Here is a 15,619-nt window from a genome sequence, read left to right as displayed (position 1 = left end):
CCCTGCACCGACAGCTTCGACGTCGCCGACATCCCTCTCCTCGAAGCCTATTGCGCCAGGCTCGAGGGCAAAACCGCGCGCCAGAAAAATCCCCATCCAAAAGGCTCGCTCGCCTATGCCGCATGGGTCTGCGCCCGCCTCGGCGGATGGACCGGATACTACGGAAAACCCGGCCCCGTCGTCATGCTCCAAGGCTGGCTCGAAATCCAAGCCGCCAAACGCGCCGCTCAAACACTACAATGCCAACTCAATGTGTGAATCCGGTAGCCTGAAGGGGAGAGGGCTATGAGTTCGGATCAACAGGCTTTGGCATAAGTTGACGATTCGTTCAGGTGGGGCTGACGTGTCCGGTAGCTCCGAAATGGTGTCAAAATTCCGGGTTTACAAACCATTGCCGTAGAAAATGTATCACTGCCGCCTTGATCTGATGCGCGGTGAAACATTATTAACGCCGTCTGATGGATCGCACGCAAACTGTGGCGGAATTCCGATGGTCGTGTACCCGTGACTAAGGAACGCCTTCCGGCCGAGAATGTCGGCAGGGCCGCGCAGTTGCAACGGGCCTTTGCCCGGCTCACGCCCAAGCAGCACGAAGTTCTGCGGTTCGTTTCCGAAAACCGGACCAGCAAGGAAATCGCCTGGGAACTGGGCATTTCCGAAAGCGCCGTGAACCAGCGGATCGAATCGATCCGCGCGCGCGCCGGATCGCCGCCCCGGGCCGAACTGGCGCGGGTCTATCGCCAGTATCAGGCAGAGATCGATGCAGCCTGTAATTCCCTAACAGCTAACAATCTTCAGCTACCCGACGCGGCCGGATTCGATGATCGATCGGCTCAGGATGATCCGGCAGAAAGTTTCGCCCTTGCCGATGCCGCCTTGGCCGAACCCTATGCGATCCGGCTCAAGGCACCATGGCAGGAGGCGGACTTCGAACGGATCGTCCCGGAGGTGCTCGACGGGAAACATGCGGGGCTGAATCGAACGGCTGCAATCATTGCGATATCCGGGGGGATGCTGGTTATCGCGATGATCGGGTTGAGCGTGGTCCAGGCCTTGAACGGTCTCATGTGATGAACATGCCGGTTTCCCTTCCTCCCAACGCACACAGGAGCGCCGCTCAGAACGGGCCGGCGGCGCGAACGGAGGGTCCCTATGACATTGAATATCGCTGCTGCTGCTGCCCGGATCGGACGCCATCTGCCCGAAGCAGAACTCTCGCTCGACAATGCGCTGCTGGCTTCGGCCAGGCTGATGGAATCGATGCTCCTCGCCCGGCAGGCCGATGGGGTCGAAGTCTTCACCGGGCAGTCGGCACTGGTCCGGCTGGCCAAGACGCAGCGCACGCTGCTGACCAGCCAGCACGACATGATGCGCGTGCACCAGGAACTGCTGTCGATTGGGCACGAGGTGAAAGCCACGGCCGACGAGCCGGGCAGATGCCCCTCAGGCCAGTTGCAGGACGTCGAACTCGATCGCCTGAGCGCCTGAACATCGGCCCGGGACCCGCATCGGGTCAGGCATGCCTGCATGCTTGACCAGATCTGGGTATCCCGGGCCTCGTTCCAGTACGGGCTTTGTGTGGCGCTCTTCGTGGTGGCGCTGATCAAGGGCGCGATGCCGGAGAAACTGCTGTCGGGTGCGCTTGTCGGCGCCATCGTGGCGGATCTGCTGTACCACGCCGTGATCGGCAGCACGTCCTACGCCAATCTGGAACTTGGGCATGCGACACAGGATATCGTTCTTTTTGCCATCTCCTGGGCAATCGCCTTGCGCGCCAACCGGGTCTACCCGCTTTGGATAGCGGGCGCGCAACTGATCAGCGTTACAAGCCACGTCTACCGGGCCGCTTTCGAGCATATTCATCCGGTGGTCTACGCGGTGATGATGCGCCTGCCGTTCTACGTGAACGTTCTCGCGCTGCTGCTGGGGTTGACGGCGCATATCAGGCGGACGGCACGTATCGGCAAATACCCCTCGTGGCGCGGATACTCGGACCGGTTCTGGGCCCCGCCGCCGAGGCCGAGGCCGAGCGGCTGATCGGTCATTTCGGAACACTCGCGCGCCTCCATGCGGCGTCCACACAGGCGATAGTCGAGGCTTCCAGCGATGGGGAGGCGGTGGCCGAAGCGCTCGATGCTGCCCGATCGTTCACCGTTGCGGCCGCCCGCGAGCGGCTGGTCGGCCAGGCGGTCGACCCCGATAGCGCGCAATTTCGCGACTATCTGATCAGCACTATCGGCATGCGTGCCGAAGAAGTCGTGCACATGGTCTATTCCGACGAACGTGGGCTGTTCCTGGGCGATGACCTCACCAATTCCGGTTGCGCCGCGTCCTCGATGATCCCGTTGCGCTTGCTGGTGCGGCGGGCGCTCGACCTCAACGCGCGCCGGGTGGTGCTGGCGCACAATCATCCATCCGGGCTGGCGACGCCCAGCAAGGCCGACATCGCCGCGACATCGCGCGCAAACGCCGTCCTGCGTGCGCTTGAAGTCCGCCTTGTCGATCATCTGATCGTAGCCGGCGGGCAAGTGTGCAGCATGCGGGCGCTGCGCTTGCTGTAACGGCGCTTGCCGATCGCCGCGCCGGCGTGGCATGGGATCGCATGACCGTCGCCGCCGCCTCGTTCGACCTTGCCCGCTACCTCGCCCGCATCGGGCTCGATGCCCCGCCGCCGCTGACCGCTGCCGGGCTGAGCCTGCTGCAGGCCGCGCACCGTCTCGCCATCGGGTTCGAAAACCTCGATATCCCGCTAGGGCGCGGTATAGTGATCGACAGCGCCGCCGTGTTCGACAAATTGGTCGCGCGCGGGCGGGGTGGGTACTGTTTCGAGCATAACCGCTTGCTGCGCGATGCGCTGGCAGCGCTCGGCTTCGCCTGCCGCCCGTTGCTGGCGCGCGTCTATTTCGGCGTCGGCCCCGGCATCGTCACACCGCGCACGCATATCTGCCTGGCGGTGGAGATCGACGGCGCACTGTGGCTCGCTGATGCGGGGTTCGGCGGCTCCAACCTGCCGCCGCTGCCGATCGTCGATGGCGCGACGGCGCAGACCAGCGACGGGGCCGGCCACCGCTTGCGCTGCATCGGCGAGCAGGGCGCGCTGCGGGGGCAGTGGCTGCTGGAACGCGCCGGTTCGCACCACGCCACCGATGGCCGCGCCGCTCCGCATGGGGAGTGGCAGGCGCAATATGCCTTCGACATGGGCGCGGTGGCCGAGGATGATCTGGAGCAGGCCAACCACTGGACCTCCACCCGCCCCGGCACCCGTTTCACCACCTTGTGCGTGGCCAGCATCCCGCAGCCGCAAGGGTTCGCTTCGATGGTGGACCGGTATCTGACGGTGCATGGGCCGGAGGGGACGCAGCAGCGCGAGATTGCCGATGCGGCAGACTATGCGCGGACGCTGCGCGAGGTTTTTCGGATCGCGCTGGCGGAAGTGGAGGCGGCGCGGCTGCCGATCTTCGCCGTTTAGACGGCGTGGGCGAATTCAACTATGCGATGCGGATCCGGTACTGATAGCTTGTGGATCGAATGCGGCCTTTCCGGAGACGCCGACATTGCGGATGATCCCTTTGACTTCACTGCGGCCTGGCGACAAACTGGATGGCAGGTGTAGCCTTTTCAGTAAGACAAAATGACGACCGCAGACTGGGCATTGCTCATCAGTCTTTTCTCGCTGCTAATCGCTATGGCGAGTTTCATTTGGAATGTCTGGCAAAAGTTCATCTTTCCAAAGCCGCGTGTGAGAGTGACCTTTATGCTCATGCGCATCGTCGGCAGCGATCCGCCGCATAGGTTATTGACGCTCAATTTCACTAACTTTGGTCCGGGTGAAATCGTAATCGACTGCGCTGTCGCGCGCCCCAGAACGCCTTGGTACAAGCGCAGAACCCGCCTTGGGCTCCTCAATCCAATTGCGAATTTAGCGCAGCCAGACGAGCCAACGGGGCCTTATGCAGGCGGCTTGCCAAAGAAGTTGGCTGTAGGCGAAGAGCACATACTGTACTTCCCCTATGTGGCCGAAATGTTCATGAGGGAACCATTGGCTTGTATAGGTGTCCACGATAGTTTTCGACGTACCCACTGGGCCCCTCGCGGCGACTTTCGCAAGGTGGTCGAGCAACACAGGAAAGATTTCCCAATACTAAACGATAACGGTGCGCCGACGTGAGGGCATTAGCCATGGCCCGTCTGACACTTGTCCGCATCCCCCAACTACCCGCCGTTCACAGTTCCCGCTGTCTCCCCCAAAAACGGCCGATCGTTGAGATCGAAATATGTCCTCCCCGCCTAAACTTCGCGCAGGCGCGGCATCAGTTCCACGAAATTGCAGGGCCGGTTGCGGCTGTCGAGCTGTTCGGCAAGGATGCCGTCCCAGCCGTCCTTCACCGCGCCGTTGGAGCCGGGCAGGGCGAACACGTAAGTCCCCCGCGCGACGATGGCGCAGGCGCGCGACTGGACGGTGGATGTGCCGATTGTCTTGTAGCTCAGCCAGCGGAACAGTTCTCCGAAGCCGGGAATGTCGCGGCGACCGGGAATACGCTCCAGCGCTTCCGGGGTGACGTCGCGGCCGGTAAGGCCGGTGCCGCCGGTCGAAACGATCGCATCCACCTCCGGATCGTCGATCCAGGCGTTGAAGCGATCTGCAACCAGAGCCGCATCATCGCGCTCGATCGCGCGGTGCGCCAGCGTGTGTCCGGCATCGGTGATGCGTTGCGCCAGGATATCGCCCGAGGTGTCCGTCTCGGGGGTGCGCGTATCGGAAACCGTCAGCAGCGCGATCCGGATCGGCTTGAACGTGCGCTCGGCGTCAATGGCCACGCAGGATCGCTCCGTTCGCGGTCAGCCGCACGCCCTGTGATCCGGTAAGCCCGGGGAAGGTAGGCCACATGCCTTGCGCCAGCGCCATCCGGCTTTCCGACGGGCCACCGGCCTGACGCTCATACATCCAGTAATTGCGCATGACGATGTTCACGTAGCCGCGTGTTTCCCAATAGGGCAGCGATTCCATCCACAGCAGCGGATCGCCTTGGTCCTTCACTTCGCTGTTCCAGCGGGTGACGGGCAGAATGCCGGCGTTGTACGCGGCCATCACCTTGGGCAGCAGTCCTTGCGTACCCGGCTGCGATTGCAGCATCTGGAGATGGCGCTGGCCGAACGCCAGGTTGACTTCGGGCTTGTTGAGGTCAGTTGCCGAACCCGCCACGCCGATGTTGCCGGCGTGATCGCGCGCGGCGGCGGGCATGATCTGCATCAGCCCGCGGGCACCGGCGGGGCTGACGACATCGGCGCGAAACACCGATTCCTGCAGCGCGTGCGCATAGACAAGCGCCGGATCGACCGTCCATCCGCCCAGCGGCGTCCACTTGGGGGTGGGGAACCGCGTTGCCGGCTCGGGTCGTCCGCCCGGCGGGGCGTTATAGGCCATCCAGAGCTGGGTTGAAGGCAGCCCGAGATCGCGCGCCAGCCGGGTCAGCGGCGCGTACTGGGTACCATCACCGATCCGCGCCTGATGGCGCAGCACTTCGTCGGCCAGCCCATCCTCGCCGATCTCGGCCAGTTCGACGGCGGTGCGGACATTGGCGTTCGTGCGCAACTGCTGCCAGTCGGTCTGCGTGAAATCGGCCGCCGCGTGCTGTTCGGGCAGGCGCAGGCCAAGCTGTTCGCTGGCCAGCATGCCGTAGAGCGTCTCGTTACGGGCGGCGGCAAGCCGCAGCGCATCGGCGGCATCCTGCGGCTTGCGCGCCCGCACCAGCGCGCGGCTGCGCCAATAGTACGAAGCGCTGGTCAGCTCATCGTTTTCCGACGCCGTAGCGACCCGCGCGAAGGCATCGGCGGCACCATCGTAATCGCCCAGCCGCCATGCGGCGAGCCCGGCGGTCCACCACGCTTCACCCACCCAAGGGCCGGCACCCATCGCCGCGCGCTGCGCCATTTCGTAGGCCGGCGCGTCCTGGTTCTCGATGTAGAAGCTCCAGGCGACCTTTTGCCGCCATTCGGCCCGCGCCGATGGGCTCAGCGTCGCGTCGATGCCGTCCAGCAGCACCCGCGCGCCCACCGGATCGTCGTTCTTGATCTTGTCGAGGATGCCGGCTGAGATCGCCCCCGGCATCGTCCCGTCAGCGATCGAGGCAGGGCGCACGCGCTTGGGCATGGAGGGCAGGCGGGCAAAGGTTTGTTCGGCGGGCAAGGCCGGGACCGTTTCCGCGCCGCGCTTGAGCGCCAGCCGGGTGATCTGGTCCGCGCCGGGCAGGTCCGTGCCTTGGGTCAGCCAGGCCTGAAGATCGGCCAGCTCAACCTTGGGAGAGCCGGATGCGAGGTAGTATTCGGCGCGCGCCTGCTGGTGCAGCGGGCCGTCCGGGCGCGTTGCCAGCAGCGACTGGACCTGAGACCAGTCCTTGGCATCGATAGCGGCGAACACCTGCTTGTAATAGGCCCGGTCATCCTGGCTGAGCAGCGAGGGCACGGCCGTGCTGTCAGCCCGGGTGCGGAAGTAATCGACCGCAGCGCTGTTCGCCAGCGCCGGGGCGGCGTGCAGCACCGCGCACGCCAGTGCGCCAAGCGCGGCGGTGCGGCGGGCGGTCTGCTTCATCATGCGGCGCGCCGGCAAGTTGCGCACCCGTTCAATTCCCGTCAAGGTTAACCCCCAGTACCGGTTTCGCGTTCACTGGCCCTGCTAATGGCCGGGAACGCTGCCGCACGATCCTTGCGGAATCATGCAGCCGTCCACTCAAGCCAGGTCCGCCACAGGGCCGCCTTGCCGCCGGGTCTTTGCAGCAGCGCGGTCAGGCCCCATGAAGCCAGCAGTGGTATCGTCGTACCCTCATGGTTAAGTTCTCGTAAAACGGCAGTGCGTTGCGGCAGTTCGTGGCCGATAAGCGGCAGGATGTGTCCGCCAAGGACCATTATGCGCCGTGGTGCCGCCAGCGCCAGATGATGCAGCGTCACCTGGCCAAGGCCCTGAGCCATCAGCGCTTGCCAATCCGGCGCGGCGACATGGCGGGGCAGCACGCTGGCAAGATAGATTTCGGCGCGGCTCAGCCCGAAGGCGGACAGCATGGCATCGAGCAACCGGCCCTGCCGTGCCGACAGCAAGCTGTCGCTATCCTCGTCCTCCGGCATGTCGACCAGCACCATCAGTGGCGCGTCCGGCACGCCCTGCGGCGCGATGCGCGGGCCCGCGCCGCCGGCTTCGACGACCGGAGTATCCAGCCACCAGGTGCGAAAAGCCGTCAGATCGGCGGGAAGATCGGTCAGCGGTGATGGAGCTGCGGGGGGGGCTGCGGGTTCGGGCGGGCGGGCCGCATCGCGGGCCTGTGGCGATGCCGGCCAGCCGTCGCGTCGGGGCCTTCCTTCGTCTTCTGCAGGCTGGGCGGGGGCGAGCCAGGCGATCGGATCATCGACGAAATGCGCATCGACCCCGGCCTCGCGCCACCAGTCCAGCGCGCCGGCTATCGCCTCGGCAAAATCGGAGTTCCCTGCTCGATCCATCGGAACGGTCTTGACCTGCCGCTCCCCAGCAATCAAGGCACTTGCATTTGAGCCGTGTGAACAACGCGGCAAACCGGATGAAGTCGAACAGGATTGCTGGGGGACCTAATGATCGAACGTGAAGAGATGCCCTACGATGTCGTCATCGTCGGCGGCGGTCCCGCCGGCCTGTCTACGGCGATCCGGCTCAAGCAGATCAACCCGGAGCTGGCGGTCTGCGTACTCGAAAAGGGTTCCGAGATCGGTGCCCACATCCTGTCGGGCGCGACCTTCGATCCCAAGGCGCTTGACGAGCTGCTGCCCGAATGGCGCGAGATGGGTTGTCCGATGGCCGAAGTGCCGGTGACCGACAACTGGCACTGGGCGATGACCAAGAACGGCAAGTTCTCCATCCCGCACCTGTTCATGCCGCCGTTCCTTTCGAACCATGGCAACTATACCGGATCGCTGGGCAACCTGTGCCGCTGGCTGGCCGAACAGGCCGAAGCGCTGGAAGTCGAGATTTTCCCCGGCTTCCCCGCCGCCGAAATTCTCTATGACGATGCCGGCGCGGTGATCGGCGTCCAGACCGGCGATATGGGCGTTGACCGGGAAGGCAACCCCAAGGACGATTTCCAGCCGGGCATGAACCTGCTCGGCAAATACACCGTGTTCTGCGAAGGCGCGCGCGGCCACCTGACCAAGCGGCTCAAGGCCAAGTACGACCTCGAAGCGAACTGCGAACCGCAGGTCTACGGCATCGGCATCAAGGAACTGTGGGACATCGATCCCGACAAGCACGTGCCGGGTCGCGTGATCCACACCCAAGGCTGGCCGCTGTCGGAAACCGACAACTGGGGCGGCGGCTTCCTCTATCACCAGGCGAACAACCAGGTCTCGCTAGGTTTCGTGACCGCGCTCGATTACAAGAACCCCTACGTCTACCCGTTCGAGGAATTCCAGCGCTGGAAGACCCACCCGGAGATCAAGGCGATCCTCGAAGGCGGGAAGCGCGTGGCTTATGGCGCGCGCGCCATCAACGAAGGCGGCTGGCAGTCGGTGCCGCAGCTCGCGTTCCCGGGCGGTGTGCTGGCGGGATGCTCTGCCGGCTTCGTCAACGTCCCGCGCATCAAGGGTAGCCATACCGCGATGAAAAGCGGCATGCTGGCGGCAGATTCGATCGCCGCAGCCATCGCCGCCGACCGCGCGCAGGACACGCTGCAGGACTATGACGACGCCGTGCGCGCGAGCTGGATCGCCAAGGAACTGAAGCTCGTCCAGAATGCCGAGCCGCTCGTCGCCAAGTGGGGCGGCGAGCTGGGGACGATCCTGGCGGGTGCCGACATGTGGCTGCGCACGCTGTTCGGCTTCGGCGTCGCCAAGCCGATGAAGCACCACACCGATGCCTCCTCGCTGCAGCGCGCCGACCTTTACCAGCCGATCGAGTATCCCAAGCCCGACGGCAAGATCAGCTTCGATCGCCTGACCAGCGTCTCGTTCTCGTTCACGAACCACGAGGAAGAGCAGCCCTGCCATCTGAAGCTCAAGGACCCGGCAATCCCGACGGCGGTGAATCTGCCGCTCTACGCAGGGCCCGAAGCGCGCTATTGCCCGGCGGGCGTGTATGAATTCGTCGATCCCGACGGCGCCGGCCCGCGCCTCCAGATCAACGCGCAGAACTGCGTCCACTGCAAGACCTGCGACATCAAGGACCCCACCCAGAACATCGAATGGGTAACGCCCGAAGGCGGCGGCGGCCCGAACTACCCGAATATGTAATGCGGCGGAATCTCACTCCGGCAGCCGCAGTCGAGAGGGGCGTGTGCGAGTGTAGCCCCTCTCCCAACCCTCTCCCCTGAAGGGGAGAGGACTACGCCGATGCAGGAAGCCGCATACGCCAAGATCAACCTTGCCCTTCATGTCCGGAGGCGGCGGGATGACGGGTATCATGAGCTCGAAACGCTGTTCGCCTTCGTGGACAATGGCGATCGGCTGAGCGCGGTTCCGGGCGCCGTCGACCGGCTTTCGGCGCATGGCGAGTTCGCCGTGGCGCTGGACGATCCGTTCGGGAACATCGTCGCCAAGGCGCTGAATACGCTGCCCCATGGGGCCGGCTGGGCGGTGACGCTGGACAAGCGGCTGCCCGTGGCGGCCGGGCTGGGCGGCGGTTCGGCGGATGCCGGGGCGGTGTTCCGCATGGTCGAGCGCGCGCATGGGTTGCCCGAAGACTGGCCGCTGCGGGCCGCGAAGCTGGGGGCGGATGTTCCCGCCTGCGTGCTGTCGCGGCCGTGCATCGGCACCGGGACGGGCACTGAACTTGCCGAAGTGGCGGACAACGATCTGGCCGGGTGCCCGGTGCTGCTGGTCAACCCGCGCTTGCCGGTGCCGACCGGGCCGGTCTTCGCGGCGTGGGACGGGATCGATCGCGGGGCGATGCCGCAAGGATCGCTGCGCACGATCGCGCTGGCGGGGCGCAACGATCTGGAACCGCCAGCGCTGGGGCTATGCCCACAGATCGGCGAGGTGCTGGCGGCATTGCGCGATACCGCGCCGTTCCTTGCCCGCATGTCCGGATCGGGCGCAACCTGCTTTGCCCTTTACGACACGCCAGGGGCCCGGGACGCGGCGGCGCAAGAATTGGCTCGCAGCCAACCGGGTTGGTGGCAAATGGCTGGAAAGCTGCGATAAGGGCGCGATGAAATCCGAAATCTACCGCCTGCTGGGATCACCGGAGCCCGGCGGCCTGCTGATCGTTTCCGACCATGCCTCTAACCGCATCCCGGCTGGGATCGACCTTGGCATTCCCGCGCACCTGCTGGACGAGCATGTGGCCATCGACATCGGCGTGGCGGGGGTGGCGGAACGGATGGTCCGGCCGGGGGCCGCGGCCTTCCTGTGCCAGTTCAGCCGCCTCGTCTGCGACGTCAACCGCGACGAGCACGCGCCCACGGTGTGCCCGATCGCCAGCGACGGTCACGCCATACCCGGCAACGCGCTGGACCATGCCGGGCGCGAGGCGCGGCTGGACCGGTTCTTCCGCCCTTACCACGCGGCGTTGGCGGAGGTGCTGGACACGGTGCGGCCCGGACTGGTGCTGTCGCTGCACAGCTTTACCCCGCAACTTGCCAGCAAGCCCGAAGAGGCCCGCCCCTGGCACATCGGCATCCTCTACAACCACGACGATGCCCCGGCGCGGATCGCCATCCCGCTGCTGGAGGGGCAGGGGCTGTGCGTCGGTGATCAACTGCCTTATTCCGGTGTCCTGCTGAACGCGACGATGAACCGCCATTGCGAAGGCCGGCACCCTTATCTGGGTGTGGAGGTGCGGCAGGACCTGATCGCCGATGCGGCCGGACAGGAAGAATGGGCAGAGCGGCTGACGCAGGTCTGCGCTGCCGTGCTGGGCACCCGCTAAACCCCTCGCGATGACGGTAATAAAATTACAAAATATGGCGTTGAATTGAAATCCTGCAAAGTGTAGGTGGCAGCCCTTGTCCGCGTGGTACACGCACGCGCCCAGACCCGGAGTTCGTCCCATGCCTGCCTATCGTTCGCGCACTTCCACTCACGGCCGCAACATGGCCGGTGCCCGGGGCCTGTGGCGCGCGACAGGGATGAAGGATGCCGATTTCGGCAAGCCGATCATCGCGGTGGTCAATTCGTTCACCCAGTTCGTGCCCGGCCACGTCCACCTCAAGGATCTGGGCCAGCTTGTCGCCGGAGAGATCGCGGCGGCGGGGGGCGTGGCCAAGGAATTCAACACCATCGCGGTGGATGACGGCATCGCCATGGGCCATGACGGCATGCTCTATTCGCTGCCCAGCCGCGATCTGATCGCGGACAGCGTCGAATACATGGTCAATGCCCACTGCGCCGATGCGATGGTGTGCATCTCCAACTGCGACAAGATCACCCCGGGCATGCTGATGGCAGCGATGCGGCTCAATATCCCGTGCGTGTTCGTTTCGGGCGGGCCAATGGAAGCGGGCAAGGTCGTGCTCAAGGGCAAGACCCAGGCGCTTGATCTGGTCGATGCCATGGTCGCCGCTGCCGATGAGAGCTATACCGACGAGGAAGTCGCCGCGATCGAGCGTTCGGCCTGCCCGACCTGCGGTTCGTGCTCGGGCATGTTCACCGCCAATTCGATGAACTGCCTGACCGAGGCGCTGGGCCTGTCGCTGCCGGGCAATGGTTCGACCCTCGCCACCCATTCCGATCGCGAGCGCCTGTTCCGCGAGGCGGGGCGTGTCGTCGTGGACCTGTGCCATCGCTATTACGATCAGGACGATGAAACGGCGCTGCCGCGCACCATCGCCAGCTTCAAGGCTTTCGAGAACGCGATGAGCCTTGATATCGCCATGGGCGGATCGACCAACACCGTGCTGCACCTGCTGGCCGCCGCCGTCGAGGCGGGGGTCGATTTCACGATGGCCGATATCGATCGCCTCAGCCGCCAGGTGCCGTGCCTGTCCAAGGTCGCCCCGGCCAAGTCCGACGTTCACATGGAAGACGTTCATCGTGCCGGCGGGATCATGGCGATCCTGGGCGAGCTGGACCGCGCCGGGCTGCTGCACGCCGATTGCCCGACCGTTCACGCCCGCACGCTGGGCGATGCGCTGAACCGCTGGGACATCGTCCGCACTAACGAGCCTTCGGTGCAGGAATTCTTCAGGGCCGCGCCGGGCGGGGTGCCCACGCAGACCGCCTTCAGCCAGTCCGCCCGCTGGGAAGAGCTGGATATCGACCGTGAGAACGGTGTGATCCGTAACAAGGAGCATGCCTTCAGCCAGGATGGCGGGCTGGCGGTGCTTTACGGCAATATCGCCCGCGACGGGTGCATCGTGAAGACGGCGGGCGTGGATGACAGCATCCTCAAGTTCACCGGCATTGCGCGCGTCTATGAAAGCCAGGATGCGGCGGTGGCTGGCATCCTGGGGGGGCAAGTGGGCGCGGGCGACGTGGTGGTGATCCGCTACGAAGGGCCGCGCGGCGGGCCGGGCATGCAGGAAATGCTCTATCCCACCAGCTACCTCAAATCGAAGGGTCTGGGCAAAGCCTGCGCGCTGCTGACCGACGGGCGGTTCTCCGGCGGCACCTCGGGCCTGTCGATCGGCCACGCTTCGCCCGAAGCGGCCGAAGGCGGCGAAATCGGGCTGGTCGAGAACGGCGATACGATCGAGATCGATATCCCCGGCCGCACCATCCACCTGGCGGTCAGCGACGAAGTGCTGAGCCATCGCCGCGCCCAGCAGGAAGCACGCGGAGCGGCTGCCTGGACCCCGGTCCACCCGCGCAAGCGCGCGGTCTCGGCGGCGTTGCAGGCTTATGCGGCGATGACCACCAGCGCCGCGCGCGGTGCCGTGCGCGACGTGACGCAGCTTAGTCGCGGCTGATCGCGCCAAAGCGTCATAAGGCAAGGGAACTCAGCGGGTGCCGGCAAGCCGCCAGATATTGACCGTGGTGCAGATGCGCGCTGCCGAACAGGCGCTGATCGATGCCGGTACTTCGGTGGATGCGCTGATGCAGGTGGCCGGGCGCGGCGCGGCCGAATGGGTCTGGCGGCTGGCGGGCCGGCGGCCGGTGACGGTGCTGTGCGGGCCGGGCAACAACGGGGGGGACGGCTATGTCATCGCCGAAACCATTCGCGAGCGCGGCGGCGAGGTTGCGGTGATTGCGGCGGCCCCACCGGCAACCGATGCCGCCCGCAACGCCGCAGCGCTCTATGGCGGAACGGTCCTCGATGCGGACGCCGAGGCATCGGGTGATCTGCTGGTCGACTGCCTTTACGGCAGCGGGCTGACCCGGCCGCTCTCCGCCGCTGACTTCGGCCGCCTGTCGCGGCTGGCGGCGGCGCATCCGCACCGCATCGCGATCGATGTGCCCAGCGGGGTGCAGTCCGATAGCGGCATGATGCTCAACCCCGGCCTCCCCGATTATGACCTGACGGTCGCGCTGGGGGCATGGAAATTCGCGCACTTCCTGATGCCGGCGAGCGCCGCAATGGGGGCCTTGCGGCTGGTGCCGATCGGCGTCGCGCCGGTGGCGGGCACCGCGCAAGTGATCGACCGGCCGCGCGTGGCTGCCCCCGCTGCCGATAGCCACAAGTACCGACGCGGCCTGCTGGCGGTGGTCGGCGGGGCGATGCCGGGCGCGGCGATCCTGGCGGCGACGGCGGCACAGGGCGGCGGGGCCGGGTACGTCAAGCTGTTCGCATCGTCCAAGCGCAACGTGCCCGCCGACCTGGTGGTCGACGGCGGCCCGGTGGCCGAAGTGCTGAGCGACGATCGCAACGGTGCGGTGCTGATCGGGCCGGGGCTGGGCCGCGATGGCGAGGCGCGCGAGCGGCTGGCGGTGGCGCTGGCCGATCCGGTGCCGCTGCTGGTGGACGCCGATGCGCTGGTGCTGCTGTCGCCGCGGCTGATGGCCGGCCGATCCGCGCCGACCGTGGCGACCCCGCATGAAGGCGAGCTGGTCGCGCTGGAGCGGGCGTTCGATTGCGACGGCGGCGGCTCGCGCCCGGATCGCGCGGCGGCGCTGGCCCGGGCGAGCGGGATGGTGATCGTCGCCAAGGGGTCGGACACCGTGATCGCCGCCCCGGACCGCCGGCTGGCCTGCGCCCCGCGCGCCAGTTCCTGGCTGTCGACCGCCGGCACCGGCGATGTGCTGGCCGGCGCGATCGCCAGCCGTCTGGCCACCGGGGTGGAACCGTTCGCTGCCGCTTGCGAAGGGGTCTGGCTGCACGGCGAAGCGGCACGGCGCTGTCCGCCGGGCTTTACCGCCGGGGCGCTGGCCGGGCGCGTGGCGGAAGCACTGGCCGCGTGCCTGTGACCGAAGCCGCCGAGGAAATCCTTCGCATCGCCAGCAAGGGCGATGGCGTTACCGCGTCAGGCCGCTTTGCCTGGGGGGCAGCGCCGGGCGATCTGCTCGGTGCGGACGGTTCGCTGGAGTGGGGGCCGCACCATGTAGCCCCGCCTTGCCGGCATTTCGGGCGCTGCGGCGGTTGTCAGTTGCAGCAACTGGATGAAGAGAGCCTGAGCGGGTTTGTCGAGGCGCGGGTCGCCAATGCCTCGTCCTCGCAGGAGCTTGGTGCGCAGCATCTTGCTCCGCCGCATCTGTCGCCGCCGGGCGCGCGGCGTCGGGCCTCGCTGCGGGCGGAAAGCTTGGGCGGGCGGGTGGTGATCGGCTTCCGCGAGGCGCGCTCGCACCGGCTGGTCGAACTGGAAGAATGCCCGGTGCTGGTGCCCGAACTCGTGGCGCTGCTCGCTCCGCTGCGCAAGCTGCTCATCACCATGGGCAAGGCAGCCCCGGCCAAGAAGGGCGCGCGCGGCAAGTTCGCGCAGCCGCGCATGGCTGCCGACATCGAGATGACGCTGACCGAACAGGGCGTGGACCTGGGCGTCAGGGGGCTCACCGCCGAAGGACTGGCGGCGACCGAGGCGATGCTGGCTTTCGCCCAGCACCACAAGCTGGCGCGGCTGACGATGGACGGCGGCTACGGTTATGAAACCGTGTGGGAGCCCGAGCCGGTGACCGTGCGCCTGGGCGAAGTCAGCGTGCCGCTGCCGCCCGGCGCGTTCCTGCAGGCCACGGCCGATGGCGAGGCGGCGCTGGTGGCGGCGGCGCGCGAATGGCTGGACGGCGCGGCGACCGTGGCGGATCTGTTCGCGGGCCTTGGCACTTTTGCGTTCGCTCTGGCCGGGCCGGGCACCAAGGTGCTGGCGGCCGAGGCTGCGCGCGATGCCCATCTGGCGTGCAAGGCAGCGGCCGAGCGCGCGCAGCTTCCGGTGTTCTGCGATCATCGCGACTTGTTCCGCAATCCGCTACAGCCTGATGAACTCAGCCGGTTCGCGGCGGTGTTGCTCGATCCGCCGCGCGCCGGGGCACGCGAGCAGGTGGATTGCCTGGCGCTGAGCAGCGTCGCGCGGGTCGTCTATATCAGTTGCAACCCGTCAAGCTGGTCGCGCGATGCGGCGCGGCTGATCGAGGCGGGCTTCCGGTTGGCTGATCTGCGGCCGGTGGGCCAGTTCCGCTGGTCAACCCACGTCGAACTCGCCAGCTATTTCGTCCGCGACGCCTGAACCTTGCGCTATCGCGAGCCGGGCGATTGCGATATACGTGAAAGCACTTGGGGCGGTTTCCCGAACATGATGGA

15 protein-coding genes and 1 pseudogene are annotated in these 15,619 nt (G+C 66.3%); 13 read left to right on the top strand and 3 right to left on the bottom strand.

From position 1 onward, the window contains the following. The 7 genes and pseudogenes from IE122_RS12705 to IE122_RS12675 all read left to right on the top strand — a co-directional run. Positions 1–258, top strand: a pseudogene (locus IE122_RS12705) (hypothetical protein); the annotation flags it as partial. A 246-nt stretch (positions 259–504) separates the two neighbouring features. Beyond that, a complete protein-coding gene (locus IE122_RS12700; RefSeq protein ID WP_189621543.1) occupies positions 505–1,071 on the top strand; it encodes a helix-turn-helix domain-containing protein in 567 nt (188 codons plus the stop codon). Positions 1,072–1,152: 81 nt separating this feature from the next. Next, entirely contained in the window at positions 1,153–1,488 is a 336-nt protein-coding gene (locus IE122_RS12695) for a hypothetical protein (RefSeq protein WP_189621542.1), read from the top strand. A 39-nt stretch (positions 1,489–1,527) separates the two neighbouring features. Next, positions 1,528–2,037, top strand: coding sequence for a hypothetical protein (locus tag IE122_RS12690; RefSeq protein ID WP_189621541.1), 510 nt, complete (start codon positions 1,528–1,530; stop codon positions 2,035–2,037). Continuing rightward, positions 1,977–2,561, top strand: coding sequence for a JAB domain-containing protein (locus IE122_RS12685; RefSeq protein WP_229814103.1), 585 nt, complete (start codon positions 1,977–1,979; stop codon positions 2,559–2,561). The genes IE122_RS12690 and IE122_RS12685 overlap by 61 nt, the downstream gene beginning before the upstream one ends. 41 nt (positions 2,562–2,602) lie before the next feature. Then, on the top strand, positions 2,603–3,469 hold the full coding sequence (locus IE122_RS12680) for an arylamine N-acetyltransferase family protein (RefSeq protein ID WP_189621540.1): 867 nt from the start codon (positions 2,603–2,605) through the stop codon (positions 3,467–3,469). Positions 3,470–3,631: 162 nt separating this feature from the next. Continuing rightward, on the top strand, positions 3,632–4,168 hold the full coding sequence (locus IE122_RS12675; protein ID WP_189621539.1) for a hypothetical protein: 537 nt from the start codon (positions 3,632–3,634) through the stop codon (positions 4,166–4,168). A gap of 119 nt (positions 4,169–4,287) precedes the next feature. On the opposite strand, the gene moaB is transcribed toward IE122_RS12675, so the two are convergent. From moaB to IE122_RS12660, 3 genes are all read right to left on the bottom strand, one after another. After that, positions 4,288–4,818, bottom strand: a complete 531-nt coding sequence (gene moaB, locus IE122_RS12670) for a molybdenum cofactor biosynthesis protein B (RefSeq protein WP_189621538.1) — start codon at positions 4,816–4,818, stop codon at positions 4,288–4,290. Further along, complete coding sequence (locus IE122_RS12665; RefSeq protein ID WP_189621537.1) at positions 4,808–6,589, bottom strand: lytic transglycosylase domain-containing protein; 1,782 nt, start codon at positions 6,587–6,589, stop codon at positions 4,808–4,810. Before IE122_RS12665 ends, moaB begins: the two co-directional genes overlap by 11 nt. A 122-nt stretch (positions 6,590–6,711) precedes the next feature. After that, entirely contained in the window at positions 6,712–7,488 is a 777-nt protein-coding gene (locus IE122_RS12660; protein ID WP_189621536.1) for a uracil-DNA glycosylase family protein, read from the bottom strand. Between the two features lie 108 nt (positions 7,489–7,596). On the opposite strand from IE122_RS12660, the gene IE122_RS12655 reads away from it, so the two are divergent. The 6 genes from IE122_RS12655 to IE122_RS12630 all read left to right on the top strand — a co-directional run bounded on the left by IE122_RS12655 (position 7,597) and on the right by IE122_RS12630 (position 15,545). After that, positions 7,597–9,246 carry an electron transfer flavoprotein-ubiquinone oxidoreductase gene (locus IE122_RS12655; RefSeq protein WP_189621535.1) on the top strand — a complete coding sequence of 550 codons (1,650 nt, stop codon included), beginning with the start codon at positions 7,597–7,599 and terminating at the stop codon, positions 9,244–9,246. Between the two features lie 99 nt (positions 9,247–9,345). Further along, positions 9,346–10,155 (top strand): 4-(cytidine 5'-diphospho)-2-C-methyl-D-erythritol kinase, encoded by an 810-nt coding sequence (locus tag IE122_RS12650; RefSeq protein ID WP_189621534.1) that lies wholly within the window; start codon positions 9,346–9,348, stop codon positions 10,153–10,155. 7 nt (positions 10,156–10,162) lie between these two features. Beyond that, entirely contained in the window at positions 10,163–10,882 is a 720-nt protein-coding gene (locus tag IE122_RS12645; RefSeq protein ID WP_189621533.1) for an N-formylglutamate amidohydrolase, read from the top strand. A gap of 121 nt (positions 10,883–11,003) precedes the next feature. Beyond that, complete coding sequence (ilvD, locus tag IE122_RS12640) at positions 11,004–12,860, top strand: dihydroxy-acid dehydratase (protein ID WP_189621532.1); 1,857 nt, start codon at positions 11,004–11,006, stop codon at positions 12,858–12,860. Between the two features lie 37 nt (positions 12,861–12,897). Continuing rightward, positions 12,898–14,295, top strand: a complete 1,398-nt coding sequence (locus IE122_RS12635; protein WP_229814101.1) for an NAD(P)H-hydrate epimerase — start codon at positions 12,898–12,900, stop codon at positions 14,293–14,295. Continuing rightward, complete coding sequence (locus tag IE122_RS12630; RefSeq protein ID WP_229814099.1) at positions 14,292–15,545, top strand: class I SAM-dependent RNA methyltransferase; 1,254 nt, start codon at positions 14,292–14,294, stop codon at positions 15,543–15,545. Before IE122_RS12635 ends, IE122_RS12630 begins: the two co-directional genes overlap by 4 nt. Positions 15,546–15,619 lie beyond the last annotated feature (74 nt).

Source organism: Novosphingobium colocasiae, from assembly GCF_014652555.1.
Taxonomy (GTDB): Bacteria; Pseudomonadota; Alphaproteobacteria; order Sphingomonadales; family Sphingomonadaceae; genus Novosphingobium; species Novosphingobium colocasiae.
Note: the sequence above shows the minus strand (reverse complement) of the source record. Positions and strands in the feature narration are given on the sequence as shown.